The 25,216-nt window shown below is 69.0% G+C and carries 17 protein-coding genes; 10 read left to right on the plus strand and 7 right to left on the minus strand.

Translation table 11 applies throughout. The features are described from left to right. Positions 1-127 precede the first annotated feature (127 nt). The 3 genes from LBC97_03110 to LBC97_03120 all read left to right on the plus strand — a co-directional run bounded on the left by LBC97_03110 (position 128) and on the right by LBC97_03120 (position 2,038). Entirely contained in the window at positions 128-802 is a 675-nt protein-coding gene (locus tag LBC97_03110) for a 4'-phosphopantetheinyl transferase superfamily protein (GenBank protein ID MDR2565046.1), read from the plus strand. Positions 803-883: 81 nt separating this feature from the next. Further along, positions 884-1,621, plus strand: coding sequence for a DUF554 domain-containing protein (locus LBC97_03115; GenBank protein ID MDR2565047.1), 738 nt, complete (start codon positions 884-886; stop codon positions 1,619-1,621). A 36-nt stretch (positions 1,622-1,657) separates the two neighbouring features. Continuing rightward, on the plus strand, positions 1,658-2,038 hold the full coding sequence (locus tag LBC97_03120) for a hypothetical protein (GenBank protein MDR2565048.1): 381 nt from the start codon (positions 1,658-1,660) through the stop codon (positions 2,036-2,038). A gap of 10 nt (positions 2,039-2,048) precedes the next feature. Here LBC97_03120 and coaA read toward each other — a convergent pair whose 3' ends face one another. Next, complete coding sequence (gene coaA / locus LBC97_03125) at positions 2,049-3,002, minus strand: type I pantothenate kinase (protein ID MDR2565049.1); 954 nt, start codon at positions 3,000-3,002, stop codon at positions 2,049-2,051. A 145-nt stretch (positions 3,003-3,147) separates the two neighbouring features. Between coaA and clpX the strand changes: the two genes are divergently transcribed. The 4 genes from clpX to LBC97_03145 are packed head-to-tail and all read left to right on the plus strand — an operon-like array spanning position 3,148 to position 8,051. Continuing rightward, positions 3,148-4,605, plus strand: a complete 1,458-nt coding sequence (clpX, locus tag LBC97_03130; GenBank protein MDR2565050.1) for an ATP-dependent Clp protease ATP-binding subunit ClpX — start codon at positions 3,148-3,150, stop codon at positions 4,603-4,605. Positions 4,606-4,607: 2 nt separating this feature from the next. Beyond that, positions 4,608-4,964 carry a chorismate mutase gene (locus LBC97_03135; protein ID MDR2565051.1) on the plus strand — a complete coding sequence of 119 codons (357 nt, stop codon included), beginning with the start codon at positions 4,608-4,610 and terminating at the stop codon, positions 4,962-4,964. 24 nt (positions 4,965-4,988) lie between these two features. Then, positions 4,989-7,175 carry a 4-alpha-glucanotransferase gene (gene malQ / locus LBC97_03140; GenBank protein MDR2565052.1) on the plus strand — a complete coding sequence of 729 codons (2,187 nt, stop codon included), beginning with the start codon at positions 4,989-4,991 and terminating at the stop codon, positions 7,173-7,175. Between the two features lie 24 nt (positions 7,176-7,199). Beyond that, the gene (locus LBC97_03145) at positions 7,200-8,051 is read left to right on the plus strand and encodes a DMT family transporter (GenBank protein ID MDR2565053.1); all 852 of its coding nucleotides are present in this window, start codon (positions 7,200-7,202) and stop codon (positions 8,049-8,051) included. Positions 8,052-8,059: 8 nt separating this feature from the next. Here the strand turns inward: LBC97_03145 and LBC97_03150 are convergent, their stop codons facing one another. From LBC97_03150 to LBC97_03165, 4 genes are all read right to left on the minus strand, one after another. Further along, a complete protein-coding gene (locus LBC97_03150; protein ID MDR2565054.1) occupies positions 8,060-8,245 on the minus strand; it encodes a hypothetical protein in 186 nt (61 codons plus the stop codon). Between the two features lie 155 nt (positions 8,246-8,400). Beyond that, complete coding sequence (locus LBC97_03155; protein MDR2565055.1) at positions 8,401-9,438, minus strand: VanZ family protein; 1,038 nt, start codon at positions 9,436-9,438, stop codon at positions 8,401-8,403. 56 nt (positions 9,439-9,494) lie between these two features. Continuing rightward, positions 9,495-10,859 carry a DUF4921 family protein gene (locus LBC97_03160; protein MDR2565056.1) on the minus strand — a complete coding sequence of 455 codons (1,365 nt, stop codon included), beginning with the start codon at positions 10,857-10,859 and terminating at the stop codon, positions 9,495-9,497. A gap of 52 nt (positions 10,860-10,911) precedes the next feature. Beyond that, complete coding sequence (locus LBC97_03165; protein MDR2565057.1) at positions 10,912-12,063, minus strand: hypothetical protein; 1,152 nt, start codon at positions 12,061-12,063, stop codon at positions 10,912-10,914. A 413-nt stretch (positions 12,064-12,476) separates the two neighbouring features. On the opposite strand from LBC97_03165, the gene LBC97_03170 reads away from it, so the two are divergent. Then, positions 12,477-13,709 carry a glycosyltransferase gene (locus LBC97_03170; protein MDR2565058.1) on the plus strand — a complete coding sequence of 411 codons (1,233 nt, stop codon included), beginning with the start codon at positions 12,477-12,479 and terminating at the stop codon, positions 13,707-13,709. A gap of 24 nt (positions 13,710-13,733) precedes the next feature. Here the strand turns inward: LBC97_03170 and LBC97_03175 are convergent, their stop codons facing one another. After that, complete coding sequence (locus LBC97_03175; GenBank protein MDR2565059.1) at positions 13,734-14,843, minus strand: glycosyltransferase family 2 protein; 1,110 nt, start codon at positions 14,841-14,843, stop codon at positions 13,734-13,736. A gap of 241 nt (positions 14,844-15,084) precedes the next feature. Here LBC97_03175 and LBC97_03180 point away from each other — a divergent pair, with 241 nt between their 5' ends. Next, positions 15,085-15,969: an ABC transporter permease gene (locus tag LBC97_03180; GenBank protein ID MDR2565060.1), complete on the plus strand. Its 885-nt coding sequence runs from the start codon at positions 15,085-15,087 to the stop codon at positions 15,967-15,969. Further along, a complete protein-coding gene (locus LBC97_03185) occupies positions 15,947-16,753 on the plus strand; it encodes an ABC transporter ATP-binding protein (GenBank protein MDR2565061.1) in 807 nt (268 codons plus the stop codon). Before LBC97_03180 ends, LBC97_03185 begins: the two co-directional genes overlap by 23 nt. 72 nt (positions 16,754-16,825) lie before the next feature. Here LBC97_03185 and LBC97_03190 read toward each other — a convergent pair whose 3' ends face one another. Then, positions 16,826-25,174 (minus strand): Ig-like domain-containing protein, encoded by an 8,349-nt coding sequence (locus tag LBC97_03190; GenBank protein MDR2565062.1) that lies wholly within the window; start codon positions 25,172-25,174, stop codon positions 16,826-16,828. Between the last annotated feature and the right edge of the window lie 42 nt (positions 25,175-25,216).

The raw sequence follows: 25,216 nt of genomic DNA on the forward strand, positions 1-25,216 counted from the left end.
CGCCCGCCGGACCGCGCGTTGGGGGTGATCATGCGGGATAAGCTTCGAGTCGGCGGTTCGCGGGGTAGGGCGGGGCGCGCGGTTGGCGGCGCCCCAGGACGGGAGCGCAAGAGGCTGACGGGGAGGGATGACGAAAGGGGATGCGCGGTTGACGGCTTCTGGAGAACGCGTCAATGTGGCCTCGGCTTCCGGGGCGGCCGTGCCGCCCGGCCCCATCCGCGTCCAACTCGTCCTGGCCGCCGCCGGCCTTGTGCGTCGGGCGGCGTCGGCGCTGGCCCGCGAAATCGTTGAGGAGAAGGCGCGGGAAGCCTGGGCCGAGTCGCGTGACGAAGCCCCGCCGGACCGTTGGACATGGGGCCGAACCGACGCGGGCAAGCCGCACCTTGTCGAGTTGCCGGAGTTCCAATTCTCGGTTTCCCACGCCGGTCCGTATGTCGGGGCCGCTTTCGCCTCAGGGCCGTGCGGGCTGGACGTTGAGCCAGCCGACCGGCCCGTCGATTTGGCCGTGGCCCGGCGGTTCGCGCCGGACGAGCGCGACTACGTGTCTTCCGGCCCGCCATCTTCGCAGGCCAGCCGCTTCCTTGAGATTTGGACCAAAAAGGAGGCGTACTTGAAGTGGACCGGCGCCGGAGTGGGCGCGGGCCTGGCGGCCTTCTCGGTCCTGGACCCGGCTGGTCTGGGAGCGGTCTTCCTGTCGCTGTCGCGGGGCCCCGGGGGTGACCTGATCGGCTGGGTGTGCGCCCGCGCCGAGTTCGGCGCGGCCGGGCTGCGCGAGGAGTGGTCAACGGCCCAGGGCGGTTGACGAGGCGGTCCGGCCGGCTTTGCGCCACCGCCGCGCCCGGCCCGCGCGGACGCCCGGCGGCCCATCCCTATGATGGGGGTCGTGTTCAGAGGCGCCGGGACGGTCATCAACGTTGTCACCGTGGTGCTGGGCTCGGGCCTGGGTCTGGCGCTGGGCAACCGGTTCCCCGAGCGAACCCGCACGCTGCTCACCCAATGCCTGGGCCTGTTCACCATGGTGCTGGGCGCCTTGGCGATCCGCGACGGCCTCAGCCCCGCGCTGACCCAGGAAGTCGGCGACGGCGCGCCAATGCTGATCATCTTGGGGGCGCTGCTGGCCGGGGCGATCGCCGGGTCGTTGATCCGTTTGGAGGACCGGATCGACTCGGGCGCCGAGCGGATCCGCCGCAAGTTGGCGCGCGGCGCCGAGCCGGGGCGTTTCAGCGAGGGCATGGTGACCGCGACCCTGGTTTTCTGCGTCGGCCCGTTGTCCATCCTGGGCTCGCTCAGCGACGGCTTGGGCCGGGGCGCCGAGCAGTTGATCGTCAAGTCCGTCCTGGACGGCTTCGCCGCGATCGCGTTCGCCTCGACCTTGGGGATAGGGGTCCTGTTCTCAATCATCCCGCTCGCCCTGTACCAAGGCGCGCTGACTCTGCTTGGCCTGGGCCTGGGGGAGTTCCTGTCGACGGGCCAGGTTGACGCGCTTGGCGCGACCGGCGGCATCATCCTGATCGGCCTGGGCATCCGCCTGGCGGACCTCAAGAAGATCAAGGTCGCGGACCTGCTGCCGGCGCTGGTCTTCGCGCCGATCCTGGCCTGGCTGGTGGCCCTCTGGCGTTGACCGCCGCGCGGGCCGGATGGGCTAGGGTCGGGGGCTGTGATCTTCTGCATTCCGGTGGGACCGGACGGGCAAGTCGGCCATGGTTGGGGCAGAGCTCAAGCGGTCGCGTTGGCCACGGTCGACCAAGCGGGCAAGGTCGCCGAATGGCTGGTTCACCAGGTCGGCTGGGGCGAATCGCATGACGACGGCACGGAAGGCTCGCACCACGCCCGCATTGTGCGGTTCCTGAGGGAGCACCAAGTCGGTTGCGTTGTGGTGGAGCACATGGGCCCCGGCATGCAGCGGGTCATGACCGCCATGAGGATCCCGACCTTCTTGGGCGCCAGCGGGTCGGCAAGGGCTTGCGTCGAGCGCGCCGCCGCCATCCTGGCCAACGAACACGGGACCGGCCCGGACCGGGCCAACCGGCCGAATTGAAGTCGAGTGGCTAGACCTTGCGGAGTTTGATGCCCTCGACTAGATGGTCGGCGCCCTTGCGGAGGATTAGGGAGGCGCGGGAGCGCGTGGGCAGGATGTTGGACTCCAGGTTGGGGGAGTTGATCGCGTCCCAGACCGACTCGGCGAAGGCGGCGGCCTCAGCGGTGGACATGGAGGCGTAGCGGTGGAAATAGGACTCGGGGCTGGTGAAGGCTGTGGCCCGCAGGGCCATGAAGCGGTCCAGGTACCAGCGGCGGATGTGGGATTCGTCGGCGTCCACGTAGATGGAGAAGTCGAAAAAATCGGAGACCACCAATTCGGCGGCGCCCAGGCGGTCGGTTCGGGCCGCCTGAAGGACGTTCAGGCCCTCGACTATCAACACGTCCGGCTGCGTCACCACGGTGGTGCGATCCGGCAGGATGTCATAGCGCAGGTGCGAGTAATAGGGGGCCTCGACCTCGGCGGCGCCGGCCTTGACCTTGGCCAGGAAACGCAGCAGAGCCGGGCGGTCGTAGGACTCGGGGAAACCCTTGCGGTCCAACATCCCGCGCCGCTCCAGTTCCGCGTTGGGATACAAGAACCCGTCTGTCGGGAGGAGTTGGACGCGGGGGGTGTCCGGCCAGCGGGCCATCAACTCCACCAGGAGACGCGCCACCGTCGACTTGCCGACCGCGACCGAGCCGGCTATTCCGATCACGTAGGGGGTGCGCACCGTCGAGTCGCGCAGGAACATGCCCCGCACGTCGTGTAGGTAGTGCGAGGCGTGGGCGTGCAAATTGAGCAGGGCGCTGAGCGGGCGGTAGATCGCGTCCACTTCAGCTAGAGAGATCTCGTCGCCAATGCCCCTGATCCGGGCGATGTCTTCCTCGGTCAGTGGCAAGGGGGTCGATGACGCCAGGTCGGCCCAGGTGCGGCGGTCAAAGGCCAAGTATGGCGACTCGACCGGAGCGCTGGTCGTAGGCACAAGCCAATTATCGCACTTGGCGGCGGCCTGACGCGGACGTGGGAGGCGGGACCTGCCATCCCCAGCCCGCGCGCCCCCGGCGGTCACAGGGCCGGGGGCGTTACCATAGGAGCCGATCTTCCCCGCCAGGCCGAAAGGAAGCCTTATGCCGATGATCTCCGACGGAGCAGCGGACCTGTTGAAATGCTCGTTCTGCGGCAAGTCGCAGAAGCACGTGCGTAAACTGATCGCCGGCCCGTCCGTCTACATCTGCGACGAGTGCATTGAGCTGTGCAACGAGATCATTGCCGAAGAGGTCCAGCCGAAGGCCGGCCAGGCCGCCGCCGAGTTGCCCAAGCCGAGGGAGATCTTCGAGTTCCTGGATCAGTACGTGGTTGGCCAGGCCGGGGCGAAACGGGCCTTGTCGGTGGCCGTGTACAACCATTACAAGCGCATCCGCTCCAGCCAGGCCTCCGCCCCGGCGGCCCCGGCCCGGCCCAAGGCCGGCCGCCCGGCCATAGGGCGCGGCCCCGCCCAAGGCCAGGCCCAGGGGCCGCTTCAAGGCGACGGCGGCTCAAGGGCCGCCCGCTCCGGCCACGGCCCGGGCTCCGGCGGCGCCGGAGCCGCCTCCGGTCCGGGCGCCGTCCCGGCCGAAGCCGAACCCGTTGAGATCGCCAAGTCCAACATCTTGTTGATCGGCCCCACCGGCTGCGGTAAGACCTATGTGGCGCAGACGCTGGCGAAGATGCTGAACGTGCCGTTCGCCATCGCGGACGCCACGGCGCTGACGGAGGCCGGCTATGTCGGCGAAGACGTTGAAAATATCCTCCTCAAACTGATCCAAGCCGCCGATGGCGACGTCAAACGCGCCGAGACGGGCATTGTCTACATTGACGAGATCGACAAGATCGCCCGCAAAGCGGACGGGCCCTCGATCACCCGCGACGTGTCCGGGGAGGGCGTCCAACAGGCGCTGTTGAAGATCCTGGAGGGAACGGTCGCCTCCGTGCCGCCGCAGGGCGGGCGGAAGCATCCGCAAGCCTCGGATTACCTGCAAATCGACACGACCAACGTGTTGTTCATCCTGGCGGGGGCGTTCGCGGGCCTGGAGGAGATCATCGCGCAGCGGGCGGGGCGGCACGGGATAGGCTTCGGGGCGCCGTTGCACATAGCGGGCGGCGAGGACGATTTCGAGGATGTCCGCCCGGAGGACTTGCTCAAGTTCGGCTTGATCCCGGAGTTCATTGGCCGGATGCCGGTTGTGGCGACCGTCTCGCCTCTGAACCAGGAGTCCCTCCAGCGCATCCTGACGGAACCGCGCAACGCCCTGATCAAGCAGTACCAACGGATGTTCGAGCTGGATGACGTCTTGCTGGAGTTCACGGAGGACGCCGTGGAGGCGATCGCCGAGCAGGCGATGGCGCGGGGGACTGGCGCGCGCGGCTTGCGCGCCATCATGGAGGAGATCCTGCAACCGCTGATGTTCGACGTGCCTTCGCGCGAGGACATCGCGCGGGTCGTGATCGACCGGGGCGTGGTGGAGAAGAACGTCAATCCGACCATCGTCCCGAAGACCCGGCAAGCCGACGCGCTGCGGCCCGGCCCGGCCAAGAAGACGGCCTGATTTTGGGCGCCGCGACGGAGCCTGGGGACGCCGCCCGGCGCTTGGTCGAACTCCGCGACTCGATCGACAACATCGACGCCGCTTTGGTGCACCTGTTGGCGGAGCGATTCAAGTTCACCCAACGGGTTGGGCATCTGAAGGCGGACGCGGGCCTGCCGCCCGCGGACCCGGCCCGCGAGGCGCAGCAAATCGCCCGTTTGAAGGCTTTGGCCGACCAGTCGGGGTTGGATCCGGTCTTCGCTGAGAAGTTCCTGAGCTTCATAGTGGCCGAGGTCATCCACCACCACGAGGCCATTTTGACCAGCCCGGCCCAAAACCGGCCGGGAGGGGTTTTGCCCGGCCGCGGCGACGGGAATTGAAGGCGCTCAGCTAGCCTTGTGGCTATGAGTCAAACCTCCAGCCCGCGCGCGCGTTTCCTGGACTCGTTGCGCGGAGTGGGCCCCACCCCGTCGATTGAGCTGACGGAACTGGCCCGGAAATACGGTGTCACGACCGAGTACACCAACTGGAAAGGCGAGCCGACCAGGGTTTCGGCTGACACGGTCAAGGCGGTGCTGGCGGCGCTGGGGGCCAAGGTCGCCGCCCCCGAAGACGTGCGGCGGTCGCTGGACGGCTTTGACGACCGGGGTTGGCGGGTGTTGATCCCGGTCAGCACGGTTGTTCGGCGGGGGAGCGACACGTGGGTGCCGGTGACCGTGCCGGCGGGCTCTGGCGCCCGCCTGTGGATCGAGTTGGATGACGACCCGCTGCTGGGCGTCAACGGCGGGCGGGTGGATCTGGAGGCGGTGGACGGCGGCGAAGGCGACCGCCGCACGGTGGACGGCCAGGAGCTCATCCGGGTTTACCGGCAACTGCCGGGCGACCTGCCGCTGGGCTGGCACAGGCTGCGGGCGCACGTTGAGGGCGGCCCGACCGCCGAGGGGGCTCTGATTGTGTGCCCCGATCGCCTCGAATTGCCGGCCAAGCTGAAAGAGCATTCGGTCTGGGGCCCAATGGTGCAGCTTTACGCGAGCCGTTCGCACGGCTCGTGGGGGACGGGCGACTTTGAAGACCTGGCCGAATTGGGTTATCGGTTCGCCAAGGAGAATGGCGCCGATTTCATCATGATCAACCCGATCCACGCGGGCGAGCCGACCGCGCCGTTCACGCAGTCGCCGTATCTCCCGACCACCAGGGATTTCACGAATCCCTATTACATCCGGCCGGAGGCGATCGACGAATACGCGGACGCGCCGGAGGAGACCAGGGCCGCTGTCGACCAATTGGCGGCCAAAGCCAGGGCGGCGGACGCGGACGCGGAGTTCTTGCACCGCGACGTGTCCTGGACCATCAAGGGAGAGGCGTTGAGGCTCCTTTACCGCGTCCCCCGCTCGCCGGCCCGCCAGGCCGACCTGGACGAATACAGGGCGGCCTTGCAGCCCGCGATTGGCGACTTCGCGTTGTGGAGCGCCCTCAAGAACGCCGGGCGGGCCGGGGAGGTGCCCTACGGCTCCAGCGAGGCGGCCCGGTTCGCCGCCGACAACGCCGAGGAGGTCGAGTACTTCATCTGGCTGCAGTGGATCGCGGACCAGCAGTTGGCCCGCGCCCAGGACCGGTGCAAGGAGGCGGGGATGCTGCTGGGCGTCGTCAAGGACTTGGCGGTCGGGGTGCATCCGAAAGGCGCGGACGCGTGGTCTCGCCGGGACGTGCTGGCCACCGACATCGAGGTCGGGGCGCCGCCGGACTATTTCAACCAGGTGGGCCAAACCTGGTCGGAGCCGCCCTGGCGGCCGGACGCGCTCGAGGCCACGGGCTTCGCCGCCTACCGGTCCATGCTGCGGGCCGTGCTGGCCCACGCGGGCGCCCTCAGGATTGACCACATTTTGGGGTTGACCAGGCTGTGGTGGATTCCGAAGGGCATGGGCCCCGGCGACGGCACCTATGTCGCGTATGACCGCGAGGCGATGGTCTCCATCCTGATCTTGGAGGCGACCAGGGCCGGCGCGGTGGTGGTGGGGGAGGACCTCGGGGTGGTTCCGCCGGGCTTGCGCGAATACCTGGGCGGCCGCGGCCTGCTGGGCAATTCGATCGTCTGGTTTGAGAAGACCCCCGACGGCGCCCGCCCGCTGAACCCGGAGGCCTACCGCTACCTGGCCATGACCGCGATCACGACCCACGACTTGCCGCCCACCTCGGCTTATCTGGCGGGCGAGCACATAGCCCAGCGCGACCGCCTGGGCCTGTTGGACACGCCGTTGGCGGACGCCCGGGCCGCCGCCCAGGCGGAGCGCGCCATGATGGTGGGCCTCTTGGTGGAGCGCGGCCTGCTGGCGCCCGACAAGACCGAGGACGAGTTGGAGCTGGTCAGGGCCATGCACCGTTTCCTGCGGACCACGCCGTCCGTCATGTTGGGGGTCTCCCTGGCCGACTTGGTGGGGGAACGCCGCACCCAGAACTTGCCCGGCACGGACCGCGAGTACCCCAACTGGTCGGTGCCGTTGGCGGATTGCGACGGCCAACCGGTCTACATCGAGGAAATCGAACGCAACCCCGTGTTCGAGGCGATCACCGAGGTCATGCGCCAGGGCTGAGGGCCGGGCGGGCGGGGGCGGCCGATGGATTTGCTGGCAATCGGGGTGGGGCTGGCGTCAGCCCTGTGCTTCGCGGGGGCTTTCGTCGCGCAGCAGCATGTGGCGGCGGCGGTGCCGGCGGCCAAGGGCAAGGGCTTGGCGTTGTTCGCTCAGTTGGCCCGCTCGCCGCTGTGGTGGGCGGGGGCGACGGGCGACGTTTTGGGCTTCGCGTTGCAGGCCGTCGCGCTCGCGTTCGGCTCGGTGGTGTTGGTCCAGCCGGTCCTGGTCACGTCCATGGTCTTCGCGTTGCCCCTGGCCGCCCGGTGGAACGGCCGCCGGATCGGCCGGCGCGACATTGGGTGGGCCGTCCTGGTGGTGGCCGGTTTGGCGGTCTTCACCGTTGTCGGGGATTCGACGAAGGGCTCGGTGTCCGATGCCGTCCGGCCGTGGCTTTGGCCCGCCGTCGCCTTTGGCTTGGCTTGCGTCGGGTTGGCGCTGGCGGGCGTGGCGGCCAGGGGCTCCGCCAAGGCGCTCGCTTTTGGCCTGCTGACGGGCGTTGTCTACGGGATCATCGCTCCGCTGACCGAACTGGTGGTGGTCCATTTGGGCCAGGTGGGCGCGCTCGGCGTGTTGCGCTCCTGGCCGGTTTACGCGCTGGCGGTCTGCGTGCTGGCGGGCACCGCCTTCCAACAGGCGGCCTTCCACGCGGGCGACCTGGGCGCGTCCCTCCCGGCCAGCCAGGTCCTGGAACCCGTTGTCGCGGTCGTCTTGGGCCTGTGGGCGCTGGACGCCCGCCTGACCACGCACGGCCTGGGCTGGTTGGCGCTGGCGGCGGCCTGCCTGGCCATGGTGGTGGGCACGGTTCGACTGGCCCGCAGCGCGGCCGCCCCCGACTGACCCCGCCGTCAGCGCAGATCGTGGCCCAGGATCGCCAGCGCCCGGCGCTCGGAGTGGGTCAGGGGTCGGTGGCCGGAGCGGCGCAGGGCGGCGCACAGCGCCGCCTCCGTCCGTTCGGCGGGCGGCATCTCGGCGAGAGCCTCCAGAATGATCTCGAGGCGGTCAAGCAAAGCTATCGCGGTTGCTGTTGGCATTCTTCGGCTCCCTTCTGGATGCGGTTTGGTTGGTCGGACGGCACCAGCGGATGCCGCCCGTGGGATGTGGCCGCCGTCTTTGACAAGACAACATTGCCAAGAATTAGCAAAACGCGGGTTTTGTAAAGGAAATCATCTCGGCATGTGGGAACATGTCAGGCGCGGGTGTCGGCCAGCGTCAGGCGGCCGAGCAGCCCCGGCAGGCCGCCGCTCTTGGGGCGGGCGATCACCGCCGCTACCGCCACCAGCACGAACACGTAGCGCAAGACGGACCACGGACCCTGAATCAGCCCCAGCAACTCAAATGCGCCAATCCCGCCGAACAGCCGGGCCAGCCTTCGCGCCAGCCAGGCGGGCCGCGTGGGCTCCCAACGCAGCCAGGTGGCGAAGTCGCCCAGCGTGCGTCCGCTCGCCAAGACGCAAACGCACTGGACCAGGAACGGCAAGCCGAACGCGGCTAGGCCCACCCAGTCCGCGCCCGTCCCGCCCTGGGGTGCTCCGGCTAGGCGGCCCGCGGCCAAGCCGCCCACCGCGCCGATCAGCCAGACGCCGAGGGCGTCGCAGACCATGGCGACCAGCCGCCTGCCCACGGTGACCGGCGCTGGCTGGCCAACCGGTTGGGCCGCGGGGACGAGCCAGCCGCGCGGCAGCGCCAACGCGACCAGCCCGCCGATCAGCGCGCCAACGGTGTTGGTCAGCACGTCGTCCACGTCGAACACCCGGTAGGCGCACCGATACAGGCCCCACACGCCGGTCAACTGGGTCGTCTCCACGAACAACGACAAGCCCGCGCCGACCAGCGCGGAGGCGACCAACCCCCGGTTCCAAAGGATCCGGACGAAAAGGCCCAACGGCACGAACAGCGCTATGTTCAGCGCCACCTGGCCCACCACCGGGTTGTGGAGCAACTGGCTCAAGGAGGAATGCGGATATTTGAACGCGTCGCCCACCGAGAAGAAGGGCACCAGCTGCGGCCGAACGCAGCGCAGTTGGTCGGGGTCGGGGAAGAACAGGAGCGTGTACGCCCAAACGGCCATGAAGTAAACCAAGAAGGCGAGCCAGGCCAGAACGTAGCGCAAAGTCAACCGGCGGTAGCGCCGGTATGCGAGCGCCACGAACGGGGCGAAGACGACCACGGCCACCGCGAGCCCCAAGCCGACGGCGACGAGCGCGAGCAAGGCGGTTTGTCCCACGCCAAAACAATAGCCACATCACCCGCCGCGCCGCCGAACCGGACGGCATCGGGCTTCTAAAACAGCGGCTCGCCCCGGTTGGCGGTGTAGCGGAGGGGGTTGGGGCGGCAGGACGCCTCGGTGGCGATCCTGATCTCCGGGGCGATCCGGCCCTCGGCGCGGAGCGCGAAGAGTTTCGGCACCACCAGGTCCCGCAACGCGTACGGGTCGATCGTGTTGAGGTAGATCTTGGTCGCGCCCTCGAAACCGGCCAGGGTCGAGATGCGCCATTTCAGCATGATGCGCCAAGGGGTCGGCAGCTTGGCGTCCACCGGGCGGGTGTGCCACTCCTCGTTGGTCGGGATGGCGGTGCCGGTGGCGGCGTGCATGGCGTGCAGCAGGTCGGCCACCCCCGCCAACTCCTCCGGCTGGTGGTTCCACGGGTCGGGGGCCTCGGACTTGGAGAACAACTCGATGGTGGGGTAGCGGTGCCCAAAGCCGGCGAAGGCGATGGCGTGGTCGTTCTCGGCTATGACCAGGTTCTTATACGCGGCGTAGTTGACCGCGCGCTCGTTGAAAATCTCGGGGTTCTCCCGCAGCGCCTCTTGGGCCAGTTCGTATTGGGCGCCGTGCTCGTCGATCGCCACCAGCTGCTTGTGCAGGTGGTCCAGGGAGGCTCCGGCGGGTTTGAGCCAGTTCTGAAACACCGACACGTAGCGGACGTACCGGTTGCGGCGGTAAAGGTCGGTCATGGCTTGCATGGTGAAGCCGATGAATTGGCGGTGCTCCTCGGGGGACAGCGTGCCGGCGCCCGCCAGCTGGGAGTCGTCCAGTGCGTTGTCGATGAAGTGGCGCCTGCCCACTATGACGTCATGGCCGGAGGCCAGGAAGGCCCCCGCCGCGTCCGTCAACTGCTTGGTCGTCAGCGGCCCGGCCGGTGCCTGGCCCGCCGCCGTCAGCTTGGCCGTCAAGAGCTTGACCATGTGGGTTCGACCCGCCGGGCTGGCGACGTAGGCCTCCGCGTGGCGGGCCAGGTCGGCTGGCAATTCGTAGCCGTAGTTGGCGTGCCAGTAGTCGAAGGAGAGAATCTCGAACAGGTTTGGGATGCGGCGGAACTCGGCCGTGGTCTGGTCCAGGTCCTCCGCGCCGGTCAGGAGGAGGGTGGGCCAAGGGCCGCCGGGCCGCCCGGACGGATCCGGCGCAGGCAGGACCAGGCGGGCCTTCTCCGGAGGGGTGTCGGTGTGGCGGCGGGGGCAAAAGACGCAGTACGCGTCCTCGCGGGCGGGATCCAGCGATTCCGGCTGGCGCTCGCTCACGCCGAGCGGCCGGTGGCCCCGCCCCGCCACGGTCCAGACCTCCGTGCCGGTGAACGGGTTCAGCTGCTTGACCGTGCCATCGGCCAAAATGTCGACATACTCCGGCTCGCGCATCCAGGGGGCCATGCCTCAACGCTACTAAAGTCTGGCGCGGACGCGGGCGGCTGCCGGCCCGAACTCAGCCCAGGCGGCCGAGTTCTTCTTCAATGTCGCCTAGAAGCTGGTCGAGTTCGCGCTTGAACTGGTCAATGTAGGCCTGCTCCGCGTCAAACTGGATCTCCGCATACCGGTTCACATAGTCGGTCGCAGCACGACACTGGAAATCGGTCAACGCAATGTTGATCTGCGCTGTGTTGGCTTTCAGGCCTCTGTACTGAGGCGGGATATCCGCCACTGATACCTCGGTCGCGCCTTGGGGGTCGAACACCGACCCGTCCTCCGCGGTGCCCCAAGCGATCCCCATCATCGAACTAGGGTCCATGACCTCATCCGAATACCACGATCCTTGCTTGTTCACCAGCACACACTCGACGTATTCTTGGTTCAAGGACGCCAAACGTGGATCGTTTCCCATGTTTTCCGTGAACCCTTCTCCCGCCGTCGACGGAGTCAGGTCGAGGGCACCCTGGGTAATGGAGTCAAGGGACGCAAGCAGATCAGTTGTCCGAGCCGATGTCCGAGTTGCAGGAGCAGGATGAGCGGCCTGACCCAGCGTCCTGCAGGCGCCCGGATCGGGGTTGGCGGCGGTGGCGTAGTCGTAATGGCCCATCAGCGCGAAGTCGTATTCTCGCTGGGCCGCTGCGGACAAACCCTCACGGTATTGCGCGTTCCTGGCCTCTGCCTCGGGGAGAGCCTGACCCTCCAAGCTCACTTCCTCGCTTGGGGACACCCCGTAACCGAAGCGCCGTACGTCATCAACGTCGCTCGGTAACCATGGGATCGCGAGCATCAGACCCGGGCGCTCAGTCGACTCCGCGTCCAATTCAAGAGCATCCGTTTCCGGATAATAGGTGAACCCTGCGTCCTTCATGCATTGCGCCGTGAACTCCTCGAACGCGACTAACCACGCGCGCGAAGTCTCTTTCTCGGTTTGTTCCACTGCGGTTCGCAACCGATCGCCCGCCGCATAGTAGGGAATGAAAGGCATCTCCACGGGTGACTCCATGGTCGCACGCGCGATCGGGTACCCGTTCTCCGCCAGTCGCGCAACTTGTTCCCCGGCATCCGGTGGCCCACTCGTTGGGGAATCCTCGGGGTTCCCGGTGCAGGCTGCGACCAAGGCAAACAGGGCCAGCGACAAAGCCGAAACACCTTTCAGCGAACGCTTCATGTGCGACAACTCCTCTCAGCGCAAACCTGCGGTCCCCGTGGCCTTGCGCGGCAGCCAGCCTCTTGCAAGGCTCCACCGTGCCAGCCGACCGGGCGGCTTCCGCAACATCCTAAAGCGAAATCGCGCGAGGGCCGCCCAGGATCTAACGGTTTCGTACGGTGTCCCATCGGCTTTCGATCACGTAATCGGTGTATAAGGCGTAATCGCGGCGCTGCGGGTTGTTTTGGTATTTTGAGGTCGAACACGTGACAATGCCAACATGCCATCCTCCCGTCTGAGGTCCGTGAAGTCCTTCCCAGGAACCTGGACGTGGCGGCGACGACCCGTGCGACATGCTTTGAGCATGGCGCACCCGGCTGCCACCTCTTGGGGGCGCACGACTGGCGTCGGCGCCGGCTGAGTAGTATCCATCTGTGAGTTTGAAACCCGGCGGCGCCCGACTGGTGGAGACCCCGCGTTGGCGGTTGAGCGTCCCGGACCATGTGACGGCCGACTCGCCGCTGGTGTGCGTGCCGACCGTGCACCAACGCGGCGACAGCCGCGTTGTCCGGTGCGCTCAGGACGCCCTCAACGCGGGCTTCAGAGTCAAGCTGATCTGGCTTTCGGACGACCAGGATCCCAGCGCCGACCCGGCTGTTGGCGAAACGCTGATGAAGTTGGCGCACTCGACGGCCGAGCGGGTGTCGCTCGTCTCGCGCCTGGCGGAGGCCGCCCGGCGCGAGAACCCCGACCTGTGGCACATCCACGACTTCTACCTGCTTCCCCAGGCGCGGCGCTGGCGCCGCCGAACCCGCCGGCCAGTCATCTACGACGTGCATGAATATTACGGAATTGTCTACTCGGGCAAGGTTCCCGCGCCAGGGCCGGTCCGGCGGTGGCTGGCCCGGCGGATCGACGCCTACCAGGTTCGCTCCGCCCGCAAACTGGGCGCGGTCAACGCCGCGGCCGAGGGGATAGCCCGCACCTTCGCAGGGTCCGGCGCCCGGGTGATAACCACCCTCAACGCGCCACTGGGCGCCCCGTTCGGGGACGTCCCGCTGAAGCCGTTCTCCGAACGGGCCCGGCGCGTGGTGCACATCGGCACCCTGAACGAGGACTACGGCATGAGGCGCGTGGTGCAGATCGCCGCCGAGGCCGAGCGACGGGGCCTACCGCACACGTTTGACCTGGTGGACCGCTTTCACAACGACGCCGAGCGCGAAACCTTCGCCCGCTACCTGGAGGAGGCCGGGAACCCGTCCAACCTGCGCATGGTTCCCGCCGTCCCCTCGCACCAGTTGGGCGCCCTGTTGGGCGGCTACGGCGTGGGCCTGGCCGTGTTCTCCCGCACCAGCCAAAACGACCTGGCCATGCCGGGCAAACTGTTCGAATACTCGCTGATGGGCTTGGCTATCCTGTGCACCAACGCCACCGCCCAAGAGCGGTTCGCCGGCCAGTGGGCCCTCGCCCGCGCGTGCCCGCCGGAGGACGTGGCCGCGTTCGCCGACGCGCTGGAGGAACTGGACGCGCAAGCGTCGCGGCTAGACCAGGAGGTCGCCCGCAAAGCCGAGGTGGCGCGCCATTCGCTGACCTGGGAGGCCGTCTCCGCGCCCGCGCTTGAGGGCCTCTACCGGGACCTCGTGCGGCGGGAAACGCATCCCGGCTGACGGGGGCCCGGCCGCCCCGGGGCGCTACCGCCCGGTCGGACCGTGCTCCGCGCCGCGCCTGGGCTGGTCGAAGATGCCGCGCAGAAAACCGCTTCCCCAGGCTAGATGCATTGTGGCCATGGCCAGGGGAAGACGCCGCTTGGCAGGTCCGTCCAGGCCCCGCGCCGACCCGGCGGCGGCGGCCGTGACGCCAACCGCGTAAAGCGCCGGGATGGCGAGGGCCGTGACTGTGGGACCGCCCCGGCGAGGTGGTACGGCCGTCGACCCGACGGCATCGGGCATAGGCGACGTCTTCCGCGTTCCGCCCGCCGCAGCCAACCCGGCCAACCCAGCCAACCCGACGGCCAAGCCCGCGGCCACCGCCAAGGTGGCGCAAGGCGCGGCCAGGTACCGGGGCGTGGCGGTCCGGGGGTCGGCGCGGACCACCTGCCAACGCCAGCGTCCCGTGGCGAAGAACTGCTTGGCCAGCGCCCCCCAACTGCTGCGCGGGCGGTAGACCACGCCGAGCGACGGGTCGAACCAGACCAACTTGCCGGCCTTGGCCAAGCGGCGGTTCAGCTCCCAGTCCTCAGCCCGCCCGAGTTGCTCGTTGTAACCGCCAACCCCCTCCAGGTCCGCGCGCCGGAAGTTGCCCAGATAGACGGTGTCCGCCGGGCCGGGGTCGCCGCCGGTGTGGAACTGGACGCGCCCAATCCCGAAGGAGGAGGACATCGCGCGGGCGACCGCCTTCTGGAAGGGCCCCGCGCCCTCCGGCACCATCATGCCGCCAACGTTGGCGGCGCCGGTTTGGCCCAACAACTCCACGGCTTTGCGCACATAGCCGGGCGGCAGGAGCGCGTGGCCGTCAACCCGGACCAGGTAGTCGTGTTTGGTGGCCCGCCAGGCCAGGTTGAGGCCCTGGGGAATGCAGCCCGAGGGGTTGTCGACCAGCCTCAAAGCCGAATGGCGCCGGGCGAAGTCTTCGGCGATGGCGCGCGTTTGGTCACGGGAGGGGCCGACGGACACCACGACCTCGAACGGGCCGGGGTAGTCCTGGTCCAGAACGCGCTCCAAGACCTGGGCCAGGTGTTCCGCCTCGTCGCGGACGGTCATGAAGACGCTCACGCCCGGGAGGGCTGACTGAGAGGAACTCACTTGGAGAACTCTACTTTCTGCGGAGCGTTGGCGCCGACGGGACCGACCGGACCGGGCTGGCGCGCGGCAACCGGGCCGACTAGAGTACGGGGGCCCACGGGTGCTCGCGCGCCGACATGGAACATGAGTTCGGCCGCCCGGTCGCGAGCTTCGGGGATGAATTGGGAGTAAGGTATCGGCGCTATTCTTTGGTGGACCGTATCAGTCTGGGGTTCGCTAGCCGGTTGAGGAAGGGAAAGTTTTGGCCAAGAGCGCCGCAGAGTCATCCGAGGTCAGGGATGAGCTCCATGTTTACGAGGCCGGCCGGGCCGGTTTGCCGAAGTTCGGGCCGTACGTGCGCGACTTGGTGGCCCGCTGGCCGTTCGCGGCCGAGTTCTCGCGTTCTTCGATTCGCTCGGCCCACACCGACACCGTCTTTGGGCGGCTGTGGCTGGTCATCAACCCGACTTTGCTGGCCGTGGTCTACTTCATCCTGGTCATCATCCTGACCCAACGGCCGCTGCGGGAAGGCGGGCCGGTGCTGACCCAGATTTGCTGCGGGCTGTTCTTGTACACCTTCTTCCAATCCGCCGTCTCCACCGGCGCCAGTTCGGTGACGGGCGGGGGCGCCTTGATCTCCAGGATGGCCTTCCCGCGGCTGCTGATGCCGTTGGCGGCCGTCCGGACGGCCTTCTACCGCTTCATCCCCACCTTGCCGGTGTTCCTGGTCCTGAAGGCGGTCCTGACGAAGGAGCCCTGGGGCTGGGAGATGCTGGAGGCGGTGTACTTCCTGGGTCTGATGATTGTGTTCGCGGCCGGGTTGGCCGCGTTCATGGGCGCGTTGCAGGTCTACTTCCGGGACGCCGGCAGCTTCCTGCCCTACTTCCTGCGGATTTGGATGTATCTGTCGCCGGTGCTGTGGCCGCTGGCTGACTACGTGCCCGGCGGGAAACACGAGAACCTGTTCGGCTTGATGCTCTTCAACCCCATGTTTTCCATCTGCGGAGGCTGGGGCGAGGCGTTGCTGTTCTCCCAGACCGCGTTGTGGCAGTTGTGGGCAGCCGGTCTGGGCTGGGCGTTGGCCGCCTTCGTGGTCGGCTCGCTGTTCTTCATGTCGAGGGAGCGTGATTTCGCTGTCCGCATCTGACTCGGCCAAACCCGCCCAGCCGCCGGCGGTCTCCGTTCAGGATCTGTCGATCACCTACCGCACCACGTTCGAGAAGGTGCCCACTCTGAAGAGCGCCGTGGTCCGGCTGGGCAGGGGCGAGCGGGCCGTGCGGGAGGTCCACGCCCTCCAGAACTTGAGCTTCGACGTGCCCGTGGGCACCGCGCTGGGAGTGATCGGCGCCAACGGGGCTGGGAAGTCGACTCTGGTCAGGGCCGTGGCCGGCATCCTGGCGCCGTCGTCGGGCCGGATCGAGGTGCGCGGCCGGATCAGCTCGCTCCTGGCCCTTGGGGTCGGCTTCAACTACAAGCTGACCGGCCGGGAGAACGTGGTCCTGGGCGGCCTGGCCCAAGGCATGAGCCGCGCCCAGGTCGCCGAACGGGCGGAGGCCATCGCCGAGTTCGCGGATATCGGCGAGTTCATGGACATGCCGCTGACCACCTACTCTTCCGGGATGGCCACGCGCCTCGCCTTCGCCGTTGGCGTCCACATGGACCCGGACATCCTGATGATCGACGAGGCCCTGTCCGCCGGCGACGCCCAATTCAAGGTCAAAGCCGCCAAGAAGATGGAAGAGCTGATGCAGTCGGCCCGTGCCATGTTCCTGGTGTCCCACGCGCTCGGGTCGATCCGGGACATGTGCGACGACTGCATCTGGATCCACAAGGGCAAGCTGATGCTCCACGCCGACCCCCAGACCTGCATCGACGCCTACACCAAGTTCATCCAGGTGGGGGAGAACGCCTTCACCATGGACGACCTGTGACCTGACCGCCGTTTGCCCGATGCCGTCCGTCCGCCCACCGTTCAACGGTCCGGCGGGCGGACGGCCGGTGGTTTAGTCCCGGACGCGGCGGCGTGCCGCTGCCAGCACAAGAGCCAGCCCGGCCAGTGTGGCGGCGAGGGCGAGGACCGCGATGCCGCCAGAGGCGGTTCCCGTGATCGGCAGACCGCCGCCGGTGCCAGTCGGCGACTGACCGCTGGTCGGGGCCGCCGAGCCGGTTGGGCCGCCAGACTCGGTGGGACTGCCAGACTCGGTGGGGGCGCCCGATTCGGTGGGACTGCCAGACTCCGTCGGACTGCCAGACGCCGTGGGCGTGGGTTCGCCGGGGGCCGAGACCTCAAACGAAACGATCCACGTCCCAGACTGTTGGCCGACCAGTTCGACTTGATGGGCTCCAGGCTCCGCGTCGGCGGGGATGGTCCAATCGAGGCGGAGGCGCCCGTCCTGGTCGGCCTGGGCGGCGCCAAGGCTGACCGGGGTGGAGCGCATGGTTCCGGCGACGGTCTCGCCAGGCTGGAAGTTGACACCCGTCACGGCCGCGCCGTCTCCGGGTTCGAACTGGGTGGCGGACAGAGTCAATTCCGGCACGCCGATTCGCCATGGGGTCGTGGCCTGGTTGCCCGCCGGGTCGAGTTCCACTACTTCCACCAGGTCGCCTTCGCTGCCGCTGGGCGCCAGCGTGCAAGACCACGCGCCGTCCGGTCCGGCGGTGGCCGCGCACAGCGCGCTGCCGTTTGCGTCCACCACGGTGACCTGGTTGCCGGGTTCGGCCCCGGTTCCGGCAAGGACCGTCCCGTCGGACGGAACCGGTTCGACTCCGTTGGGCGCGGTGCGGTCCGCGAACCGGACCACCGCGGGAGACCCGCCCAGGATGTCGCTACCACCCACCCTCGCGGTGACCTCATAGGCGCCCGCGATTTGGCTGGTCAACGCCAGGTCGGCGGTGCCGTCCTGACCGGTTGTCGCCGTCACTTCGGCGGGCCCTGGGACCAGCCCGGCGGACACACCGGCGGGGATGGTGAACACGACGTGTTCGCCCTCCACGGGGTAGCCGCCCGCGTCGACCACGTACGCGGTGACCGTGCGGGTCGCCAAGCCGTCCGCCTCGGCTTCGCCAGATTGGCCTGCCAACCTGGTCAGGCCGGGGCCGAACGCCGGGGGACCGGCGGTGTACAACACGTCCACGGTGGTTTGCGTCCCGCCTGGGATGGTGGCCACGGGCTGGCCCGCCACTGAGACGCTGATCCTGTAGCTGCCGGGCGCCAGGGCCGTCACCGGCACGCTGGCCGTCCCGGACGCGTCGGCCGTGAACGGCGTGGACCAGGCCGAGGCGCCGGGCGCGCTCAAGGGCGCAGCCGAGACGACCCCGGAGGCGCCACCCAGCGGGGCGCCGCCGGCGTCCCTGAGGATTATGGCCACCGTGTAGGCGTCGGTTCCGTCAGCCACCACCCTGCTTGGGGAGGCGTTGGTCGCGGCCGGCGCCACGGCGAACTGGGAGCGGGCCGGATCGACCGGGTTCGCCGCGAACACCGCCACCGGATAGGGCGGCGTCGAGGACACTCCGCCGACTTCGGCGCGCACCGGGTAAGCCCCGTCCACAACCGATGTGACCACCGTTGTGACCAGTCCGTCAGCCCCAGAGGCGCCAGACCAGACGGTCGAACCGCTCGGGAAGAGCGCCCCACTGGGGTCCGCGTACGCCAACTCGAACTGGGCGGGCGTTCCCGGCACCGGATTCCCGTAGGAGTCGACCGTCGCCATGGTGACCGGCACTTGGGCCGCGCCGTCGGGGGCGGCGGGACCGCCGCCCACCGTCAAAGTCGCCAAAGACGCCGCCGGGTCGACTGGTCCGGGCGCGAACACCAACGCGGCCAGGCCGCCCAGCGGTTCGCCGGCGACTTCGGCCCGCACTTGGTAGTTGCCTGACCTGGTCACGCCGAATCCCGACCAGGTGGCGACTCCGGCCGCCGAGTCGACAGTCGCCGCGAACACCCAGGCCCCGGTGTCGGCCAGGCGGTAGTAGAAGCTCACCGGCAAGCTGCCCAGGAACGGGCTCCCGGACGCGTCGACCAGGTGGGCCACCGCCCCCGCGTCGGCGCCGCCCACAACGCCGGCGCCCGGAATCGGCTCGATCCACGAGGCGGTCCCGTCCCATGTCGGGGGCGGAGCCGTGGTCTTGAACTCCAGTTGCCTCTCGCCGATCAGATCGCCGTCCACCAGCGCTCTGAGGGCGGCGGTCACCTCAGACGCGGAGCCGATCTCGACGAGAGCGGCGCCGTCGGGGCCGGTTTCCGCCGGGCAGGTGGTTTGACCGTCGCAGGGGCCGCCGTGGAAGTGGGCCGGGCCACCCGCCGGCAGCGTGAAAACGACCGGCGTGCTGGTGATGATGTTGCCGTAGGCGTCCCGCAGGGCGGCTTTAGCCCAATGCAGGCCGCTGCCCGGCTCGACCGCGTCCTGGGAGGCCGTCAGCAGGCTGTGCGCCGCAGAGGCGGGCCCGGCTGCGAATTCGACCGACAGGACCGTCTGGTCGTCGGGAACGCCACCGGCGGGTGTGGCGGCCTTGACGTAGTACACGCCGGCCGTCTCGACGGTGAAGCCGTCCCACAAGGCGGTCCCGTCCGCGGGGTTCGCCGAAACGGTGGCTCCCGTGGTGAACGGACCGGTGGGGCTTTCGTGGCTGTAGGAGAAAGTGACTGGCACGGCGACCCCGGTGTAGACCTCCCCGGCGGAGTCCCGCAGGACGACCCGCGCCCGGTGGAACTCCGTGCCGACCGCCTTGGCCGGCGGGTTGTCCGCGTTGGACGTCATCTCAAAGTCAGAGCGGGCCGGGTCGTAGCCGAAACCGGTGAACTCCACCGTGGCCGGGGACCCGTTTGCGATCTGGACGCCATCCACCGAAGCGGTGACGTTGAACGTGCCCGGGCGCTTGGAGACCAGCCGCAACTGGGCCACCCCCAACGCCCCTCCCGCCGTGCCGGCCGGAACCGAGACGGTCACGCCCGCGCCGCCCGCCACATCGCCGCCGGCGGTCTTCGCGGTGACGCCCTCCGGCACCGCGAAGACCGCGATCCCGTCAGGCGCCAGGTTGGTGTTGGCGTCTCTCAACTCCGCCTGGACCACCAGTTCCGTCGCCCCGTCGGTCGGGGCGGTCCCCGGAGCGGGCGGACCGACCAGCCGGGACTGGCCCGCGATGGCCGGGCCGGCCTTGAATTCGAGGGTCCGGTCCGCGGGCGCAATGCTAGCCGTTCCGATCAGCGCTTTGACCCCGTGATAGACGTCTGCGGCCGTGGAGGTCAGATGGACCGTCAAAGTGCCGTCCAACCCCGTCGAATAGGGCCCCGGCTCGGTGATTTGGATCGCTCCCGGCAACGCGAAACTCACGCCCGCGCCCGGGACCAGCGATCCATCGGCGTCCCGCGCCGTGACCGTCACCGTGAACGGTGCCGTCCCGTCGGCCACGACCGCCTGGCCGTCCGGGTCCACGCTCCAAGACGACGCGGACGCGACGGCCGAGCCGGGGGCGAACTTCAAGTCCGCCGAGCCGGCCGGCAGGCCCACGTCTTCGCCCAACCAGGCTCTGACCTGTGCGGTGACCGCCGAGCCGGACACCACCTCGACTTGGGCAGCTCCGAGTTGCGAGGTCTCCACCTCGCACCGGTGCGGGTCGCAGCCCACGCTCGAGAACCGGGCCGGTCCGGAACTGGGCAGGGTGAAGACGGTGGGAGCTCCGCCCACCGGGTTGCCGTACGCGTCTGCGACGGCCAGCTTGGCCCAGTGGGCCGCCTGCCCGTTCGAGGCGATGGCGCCGGTCGATGCCGTAAACACGGCCGCCACGGCATCGCCGGCCACGAACTGAGCCGTCGCGCCGTAGTCCGCGTCCGGGCTTGGGAACTGGACCCCGCCGACCTCGGCCTTGAGCAGGTAGGTTCCCGCTTGTTCAACGGTGAACCCGGCCAGTTCGGCCACGCCCGTCGCCGGGTCGGAGGCGACCGGCGCCAACGCGGTCCAGGCGCCGGAGCCAAGTGACAGCCGGTAGGAGAACACCACCGGCAAGGACTCGCGCACATACGGGTCCCCGCTCGCGTCGCGGAGCACCGCCCGCAAAGTGTGCGACTCGGCAACGACCTGCTTGGCCGGCGGCACGTCCAACATGGTGGGGACCGTGAACTCGGACTCCTCGGCCGACCATTGCTGCGGCTGCGCCAACTGGGTGAACTCCACCGACGCGGGCGAGTTCAATTTGACCGGCTGGCCGCCCACCTCGGCCGTGAGCTGGTAGACGGCCGCGCTGGAGGACACCAGCTTGATTTCGGCCAGGCCGCGCCGGTTCGGGTTGGTTTCAGACGGATCGGCTGTGACCGGCACGTCGTCGGGGCCCGCCTTGTCGCCGGCGGCGGTCTTGGCGACCACTCCGGACGGGACGTGGAAGAACGCGGTGGCGCCCGGGGTCGGGTTGCCCCGCGCGTCGCGGAGGAGCGCGCCCACAGTCAACTCGGTCAGGCCGTCGGCTGGCGCGGTGTCTCCAGGCGCCACCAACTCCGAGTTGTCGCCTTCGGCAGACCCGGGGCTGAAGCGCAGGAGCCGGTCACCCTGCCCAATCTTTTCCCCGCCGATTTGGGCGTTCGCCGCCCAGCCGTCCGCGCCGTAATTGGCCGAGATGCTGGTGAAGGTGACGGACACGGTCCCATCCGGACCCGTCACGTAAGGGCCCTGGGCCGGGGCGATGGTCAACTGCGGGGAGTGGCCGAACACGACCTCGGTGTTTGGCACCTCGCCGCCGCCGGCGTTGCGGGCCGTCACCGTGGCCGTGTAGTGCTCCTGGCCGTCCGCCGTCAGCGGGCCGGTCGGAGTGACCGTCCAAGACGAGGCCGAGGCGAGCGCCACGCCGCCGGGCTGGGCGCCGAACTCGAGCTGCGCCGACCAGGCCGGTCCCGCGCCCACCAACGCCGTGATCTGTGCGATCACCGGGCTGTCCGCGACAATTTCGACTCTGGCCACGCCCAATTCGGAGGAGACCAGAGTGCAGGTGTACGGCTGGCACGGGGTTCCGGTGAAGCGCGCCGCGCCGCCGTCCGGCAAGGCGAAGGCCACCGGCTCGTCCTGGACTGCGTTGCCGCGCGAATCGAGGACGGTCACCCGCGCCCAATGGGTAGCCTGACCGTCGGGCTCCGCCAAACCGCCGGACGTGGCGAACTCGCTTTGCGCCACCGCCGCCGGACCGGCCTTGAACACCGCCAGCGCGACCGCGTCCGGGCCGCCGACTTGGCTCGCGCCGAGGGCGGCTTTCACCTCATACCAGCCCGCTTGGTCGACTGTGAACGAATTCCACACGGCGACCCCCGTGGCGGGGTCCGTCTGCGCTGTCGCGCCGGTCAGCCACGAGTCCTGGCCCACGGCCCGGTAACTGAACACCACGGACTGCTGACCCTGCGTGTACGGGCCGCCGTCGGCGTTTTTCACCGTCACACGGGGAGTGTGGAACTCGGTGGCCACCTGTTTGGCCTGGCCTGCCGTGCCGTCCATGGTCGGGACGTCCAGCACCGAGTCTGCGGCCGAGGCCCACGGTCTTGCGAACACGACATGAGCCGGCGAGCCCGTGACGATGGGCTCTGGGCCGACAGTCGCGGTCACCTCGAAGGTGCCTGACCGGTCCGAGACCACGGCCAGCCGGGCGATCCCGACCGCGCCGCCGCCAGCCCCGTCTCCGGCCGGCACGGTCACGGTCACGCCGGCGCCGCCCCGCACGTCGCCGTCCGCGGTCTTGGCCGTCAAACCCTCCGGGAGCGCGAACACCGCCGACCCGTTCGGCGTCAAGGACCCTTGCGCGTCCCGCAGTTGCGCCTCAACCACCAACTCGTCCGAGCCGGTGGCCTGCCCCGGCTCGTCCGGCTCGACCAAGCCGGATCGGCCCGCCACGGCTGGCCCCGCAGGGGCCTGCCCAAACGCGATCGTTTGGTCTGCCACAGCCACGTTCCGCCCGTCGACCAGCGCGTTGACGGTGTAGTCGCCTGCGATTAGGGAAGTGAATTCGACCGTCACCTGTCCGCTCTGTCCAGCCGCGTACGGCCCCGCCGGGTCGATCGCCACCGCCGACGGCACGTCGAACGTGACGGCCGCCCCCGGCACCGGCACGGAATCGGCGTCCCGGACGGTCACCACGGCCGTGTAGGACCCCGCGCCGTCGGCCGGGACCGGGGTCGCCCCGGTCGGCTGGACAGTCCACGAGGACTTCGCCGCGACCGGGGTGGGCGCCACGAATGAGACAACGGCGGGCGAGCCGGTGGTGATCGGCTCGCCGTTCAGCGTCGCGGTCACGTTGTACGCCCCCGGTGTGGTGGAGACCAGATACAGATAGGCGACTCCCAGCGGCGTGCCGTGCCTTCCGTCGCCGGCGGGCACAGTCACTGTGACGCCATCGCCGCCGGCCAGGTCGCCGGCCTCGGTCTTGGCTGTGACTCCGGCGGGCACCGCGAACACGGCGCTGCCCTCGGCGGTGAGAACGCCCTGCGCGTCTTTCAGCTCGGCCCGGACCAGCGCCTGAGCCACGCCGTTGGCCTCGGTCGCCGTGTACGGAGTGCTGAGCGTCGAAGCCGAGGCGACCGCCGGGGCCGCCCGGAAGGTCACGGGCGCGGGCGGGTCGGGGATCCGATCGTTCAAGAGCCAAGTCTCGGCTTGCAGCAGATAGGTGCACGGCTCTAGAGACGTGACTTGCCAGCGGACCACGCCATCCTCCAGGGCCGCGTGGTAGCCCAAGTCGCCGTTGCCGGAAGCGCCGCTGTCGCAGCTGAAGGTGTAATAGACAGTGCCGGCGGCGTCCGCCATGGGGTAGCCCTCGGCATCGAGCAAATGGAGCTCAAACGTGTGCGGGCTGAAACCGTTGGCCACCACCGTGGCGCCGTTCCTGGCCGTGGGGATGTCGTAATACGACCGGCCCGGGTCGACCGTTTGGGCCGTGAAGGTCAGGCGCACCGTCCCGTCCGAGGCGACCACCTGGGTTTCCGCGGCGTTCTTGACAGTCGCCACGCCCTGCGGGGAGGCGAGGGTCACCCCGCCGGTCTGATTGGTCGCGCTCCAGGCGGTCACTTGGATGGAAGCCGAGCCGTCGGTGCCCACCGGCGCCGTGGCCCAGCCGCTGGTCCCGCCGACCGCTGTGAGCGAGTACGGCATTTGGAAGCTGACCGAGCCACTGGTCACCGGATCCCCGAAGGCGTCGTTCAACCGGGCCGCCACGGTCAGCGGCTGGTGGGCGTTGGCCACGGCGGTCGCCACGTCAGGCGCGATCAGCCAAGAGCGCGACGGGTCGACTACGCCGCGGTGCGCGAGGCGCGCCACGTCGTTGCCGTCAGCTGGCCGGAGCTTCAACTCGAAACCGCCGCCGCCCGCGACCGGGTCGTTCCCGGCCGTCACGGCGATCACGTAGCTTCCGGGCACATCGCCTCGGAAGGTGGTGGTGTAGACCCCCGGGGCGCCTTCGGTGAACGCGGGGCCAAAGCTCAGGCTGGCGCCCTCCGGTCCGGACACCAACCGGGGCGTCAAGCCATCCGCCGCGCCGGCGAACGGCGCCCCGTCGGTCCCGTAGAGCTGAACGGTGATGGCGCCGGTGGTCGTGTCGTCAGTTGGAACCAAGGCGTCCGACACGGTGAACCACGTGTCGGCGTGATCCGGGTCGATCCTGGGTGCGCTACCCGCTTCCCAGGTCAGAGTCTTGGGCGAGCCGCCCACGGCGGCGCCGGCAATGGTCGCGGTCAGTTCACAGGTCCCCTCGTCGCCCTGGATGAGGGCCTCCAAACGGCCGACGTCGGAGGTGTCTTTGGTCAAAGACCGGTTATGGCTCTCCGTGAACTCCGCGTCGCAGTGGTCGCCGCTCAAGGTCAATTGGACCTCCACGTTGGGCACGCGGCTGGCCCGGTCCTCGGACCAGGAAGTCACAACGGCGTTGTATTGCTCGCTTGGCGTGATGGCGTCCGGCGTGCCGTCCGGCTGGTCCTCCGGATCGTCCGGGAAGTCGCGCGGCGTGGACGGCTCCACGACCAGGGTCGAGGCTGCGGCGCTGGCCCCGGCGACGGCGGTGAAAGGCGCCCACAAGACGGTGTAGGGGCGGTAGTCGGCATTCACCAGGGTGGCCTGCTCGCTGTAGGACGACCCCGTCGCCACCAGGTGGCGGTAGCCGGGGTAGGCGGAATAGACCTGGGCTTCCCAACGGCCGCTGAGGCACTCGTAGGTGTAGGGGTCCTCCTCCGTGCATTCAGGCCAGGAGAAGTCCAGGCCATCGCCGTCCCACGGGTCGGTGTCGGCGGCCTCCAGGTCGAAATCCCCTTCCGACGGAGGGTAGCCAAAGGCGTCGGTGGCCTCGATGATCACGGTTTGGCGGCCCCATTCCGCCTCGGGGGCGCCCGTGTCCATGTTGGCCGGTTGGCCCGGAGTCTGGGTGACCCGCGCCGAGGC

This window comes from Bifidobacteriaceae bacterium, assembly GCA_031281585.1.
GTDB lineage: Bacteria > Actinomycetota > Actinomycetes > Actinomycetales > WQXJ01 > JAIRTF01.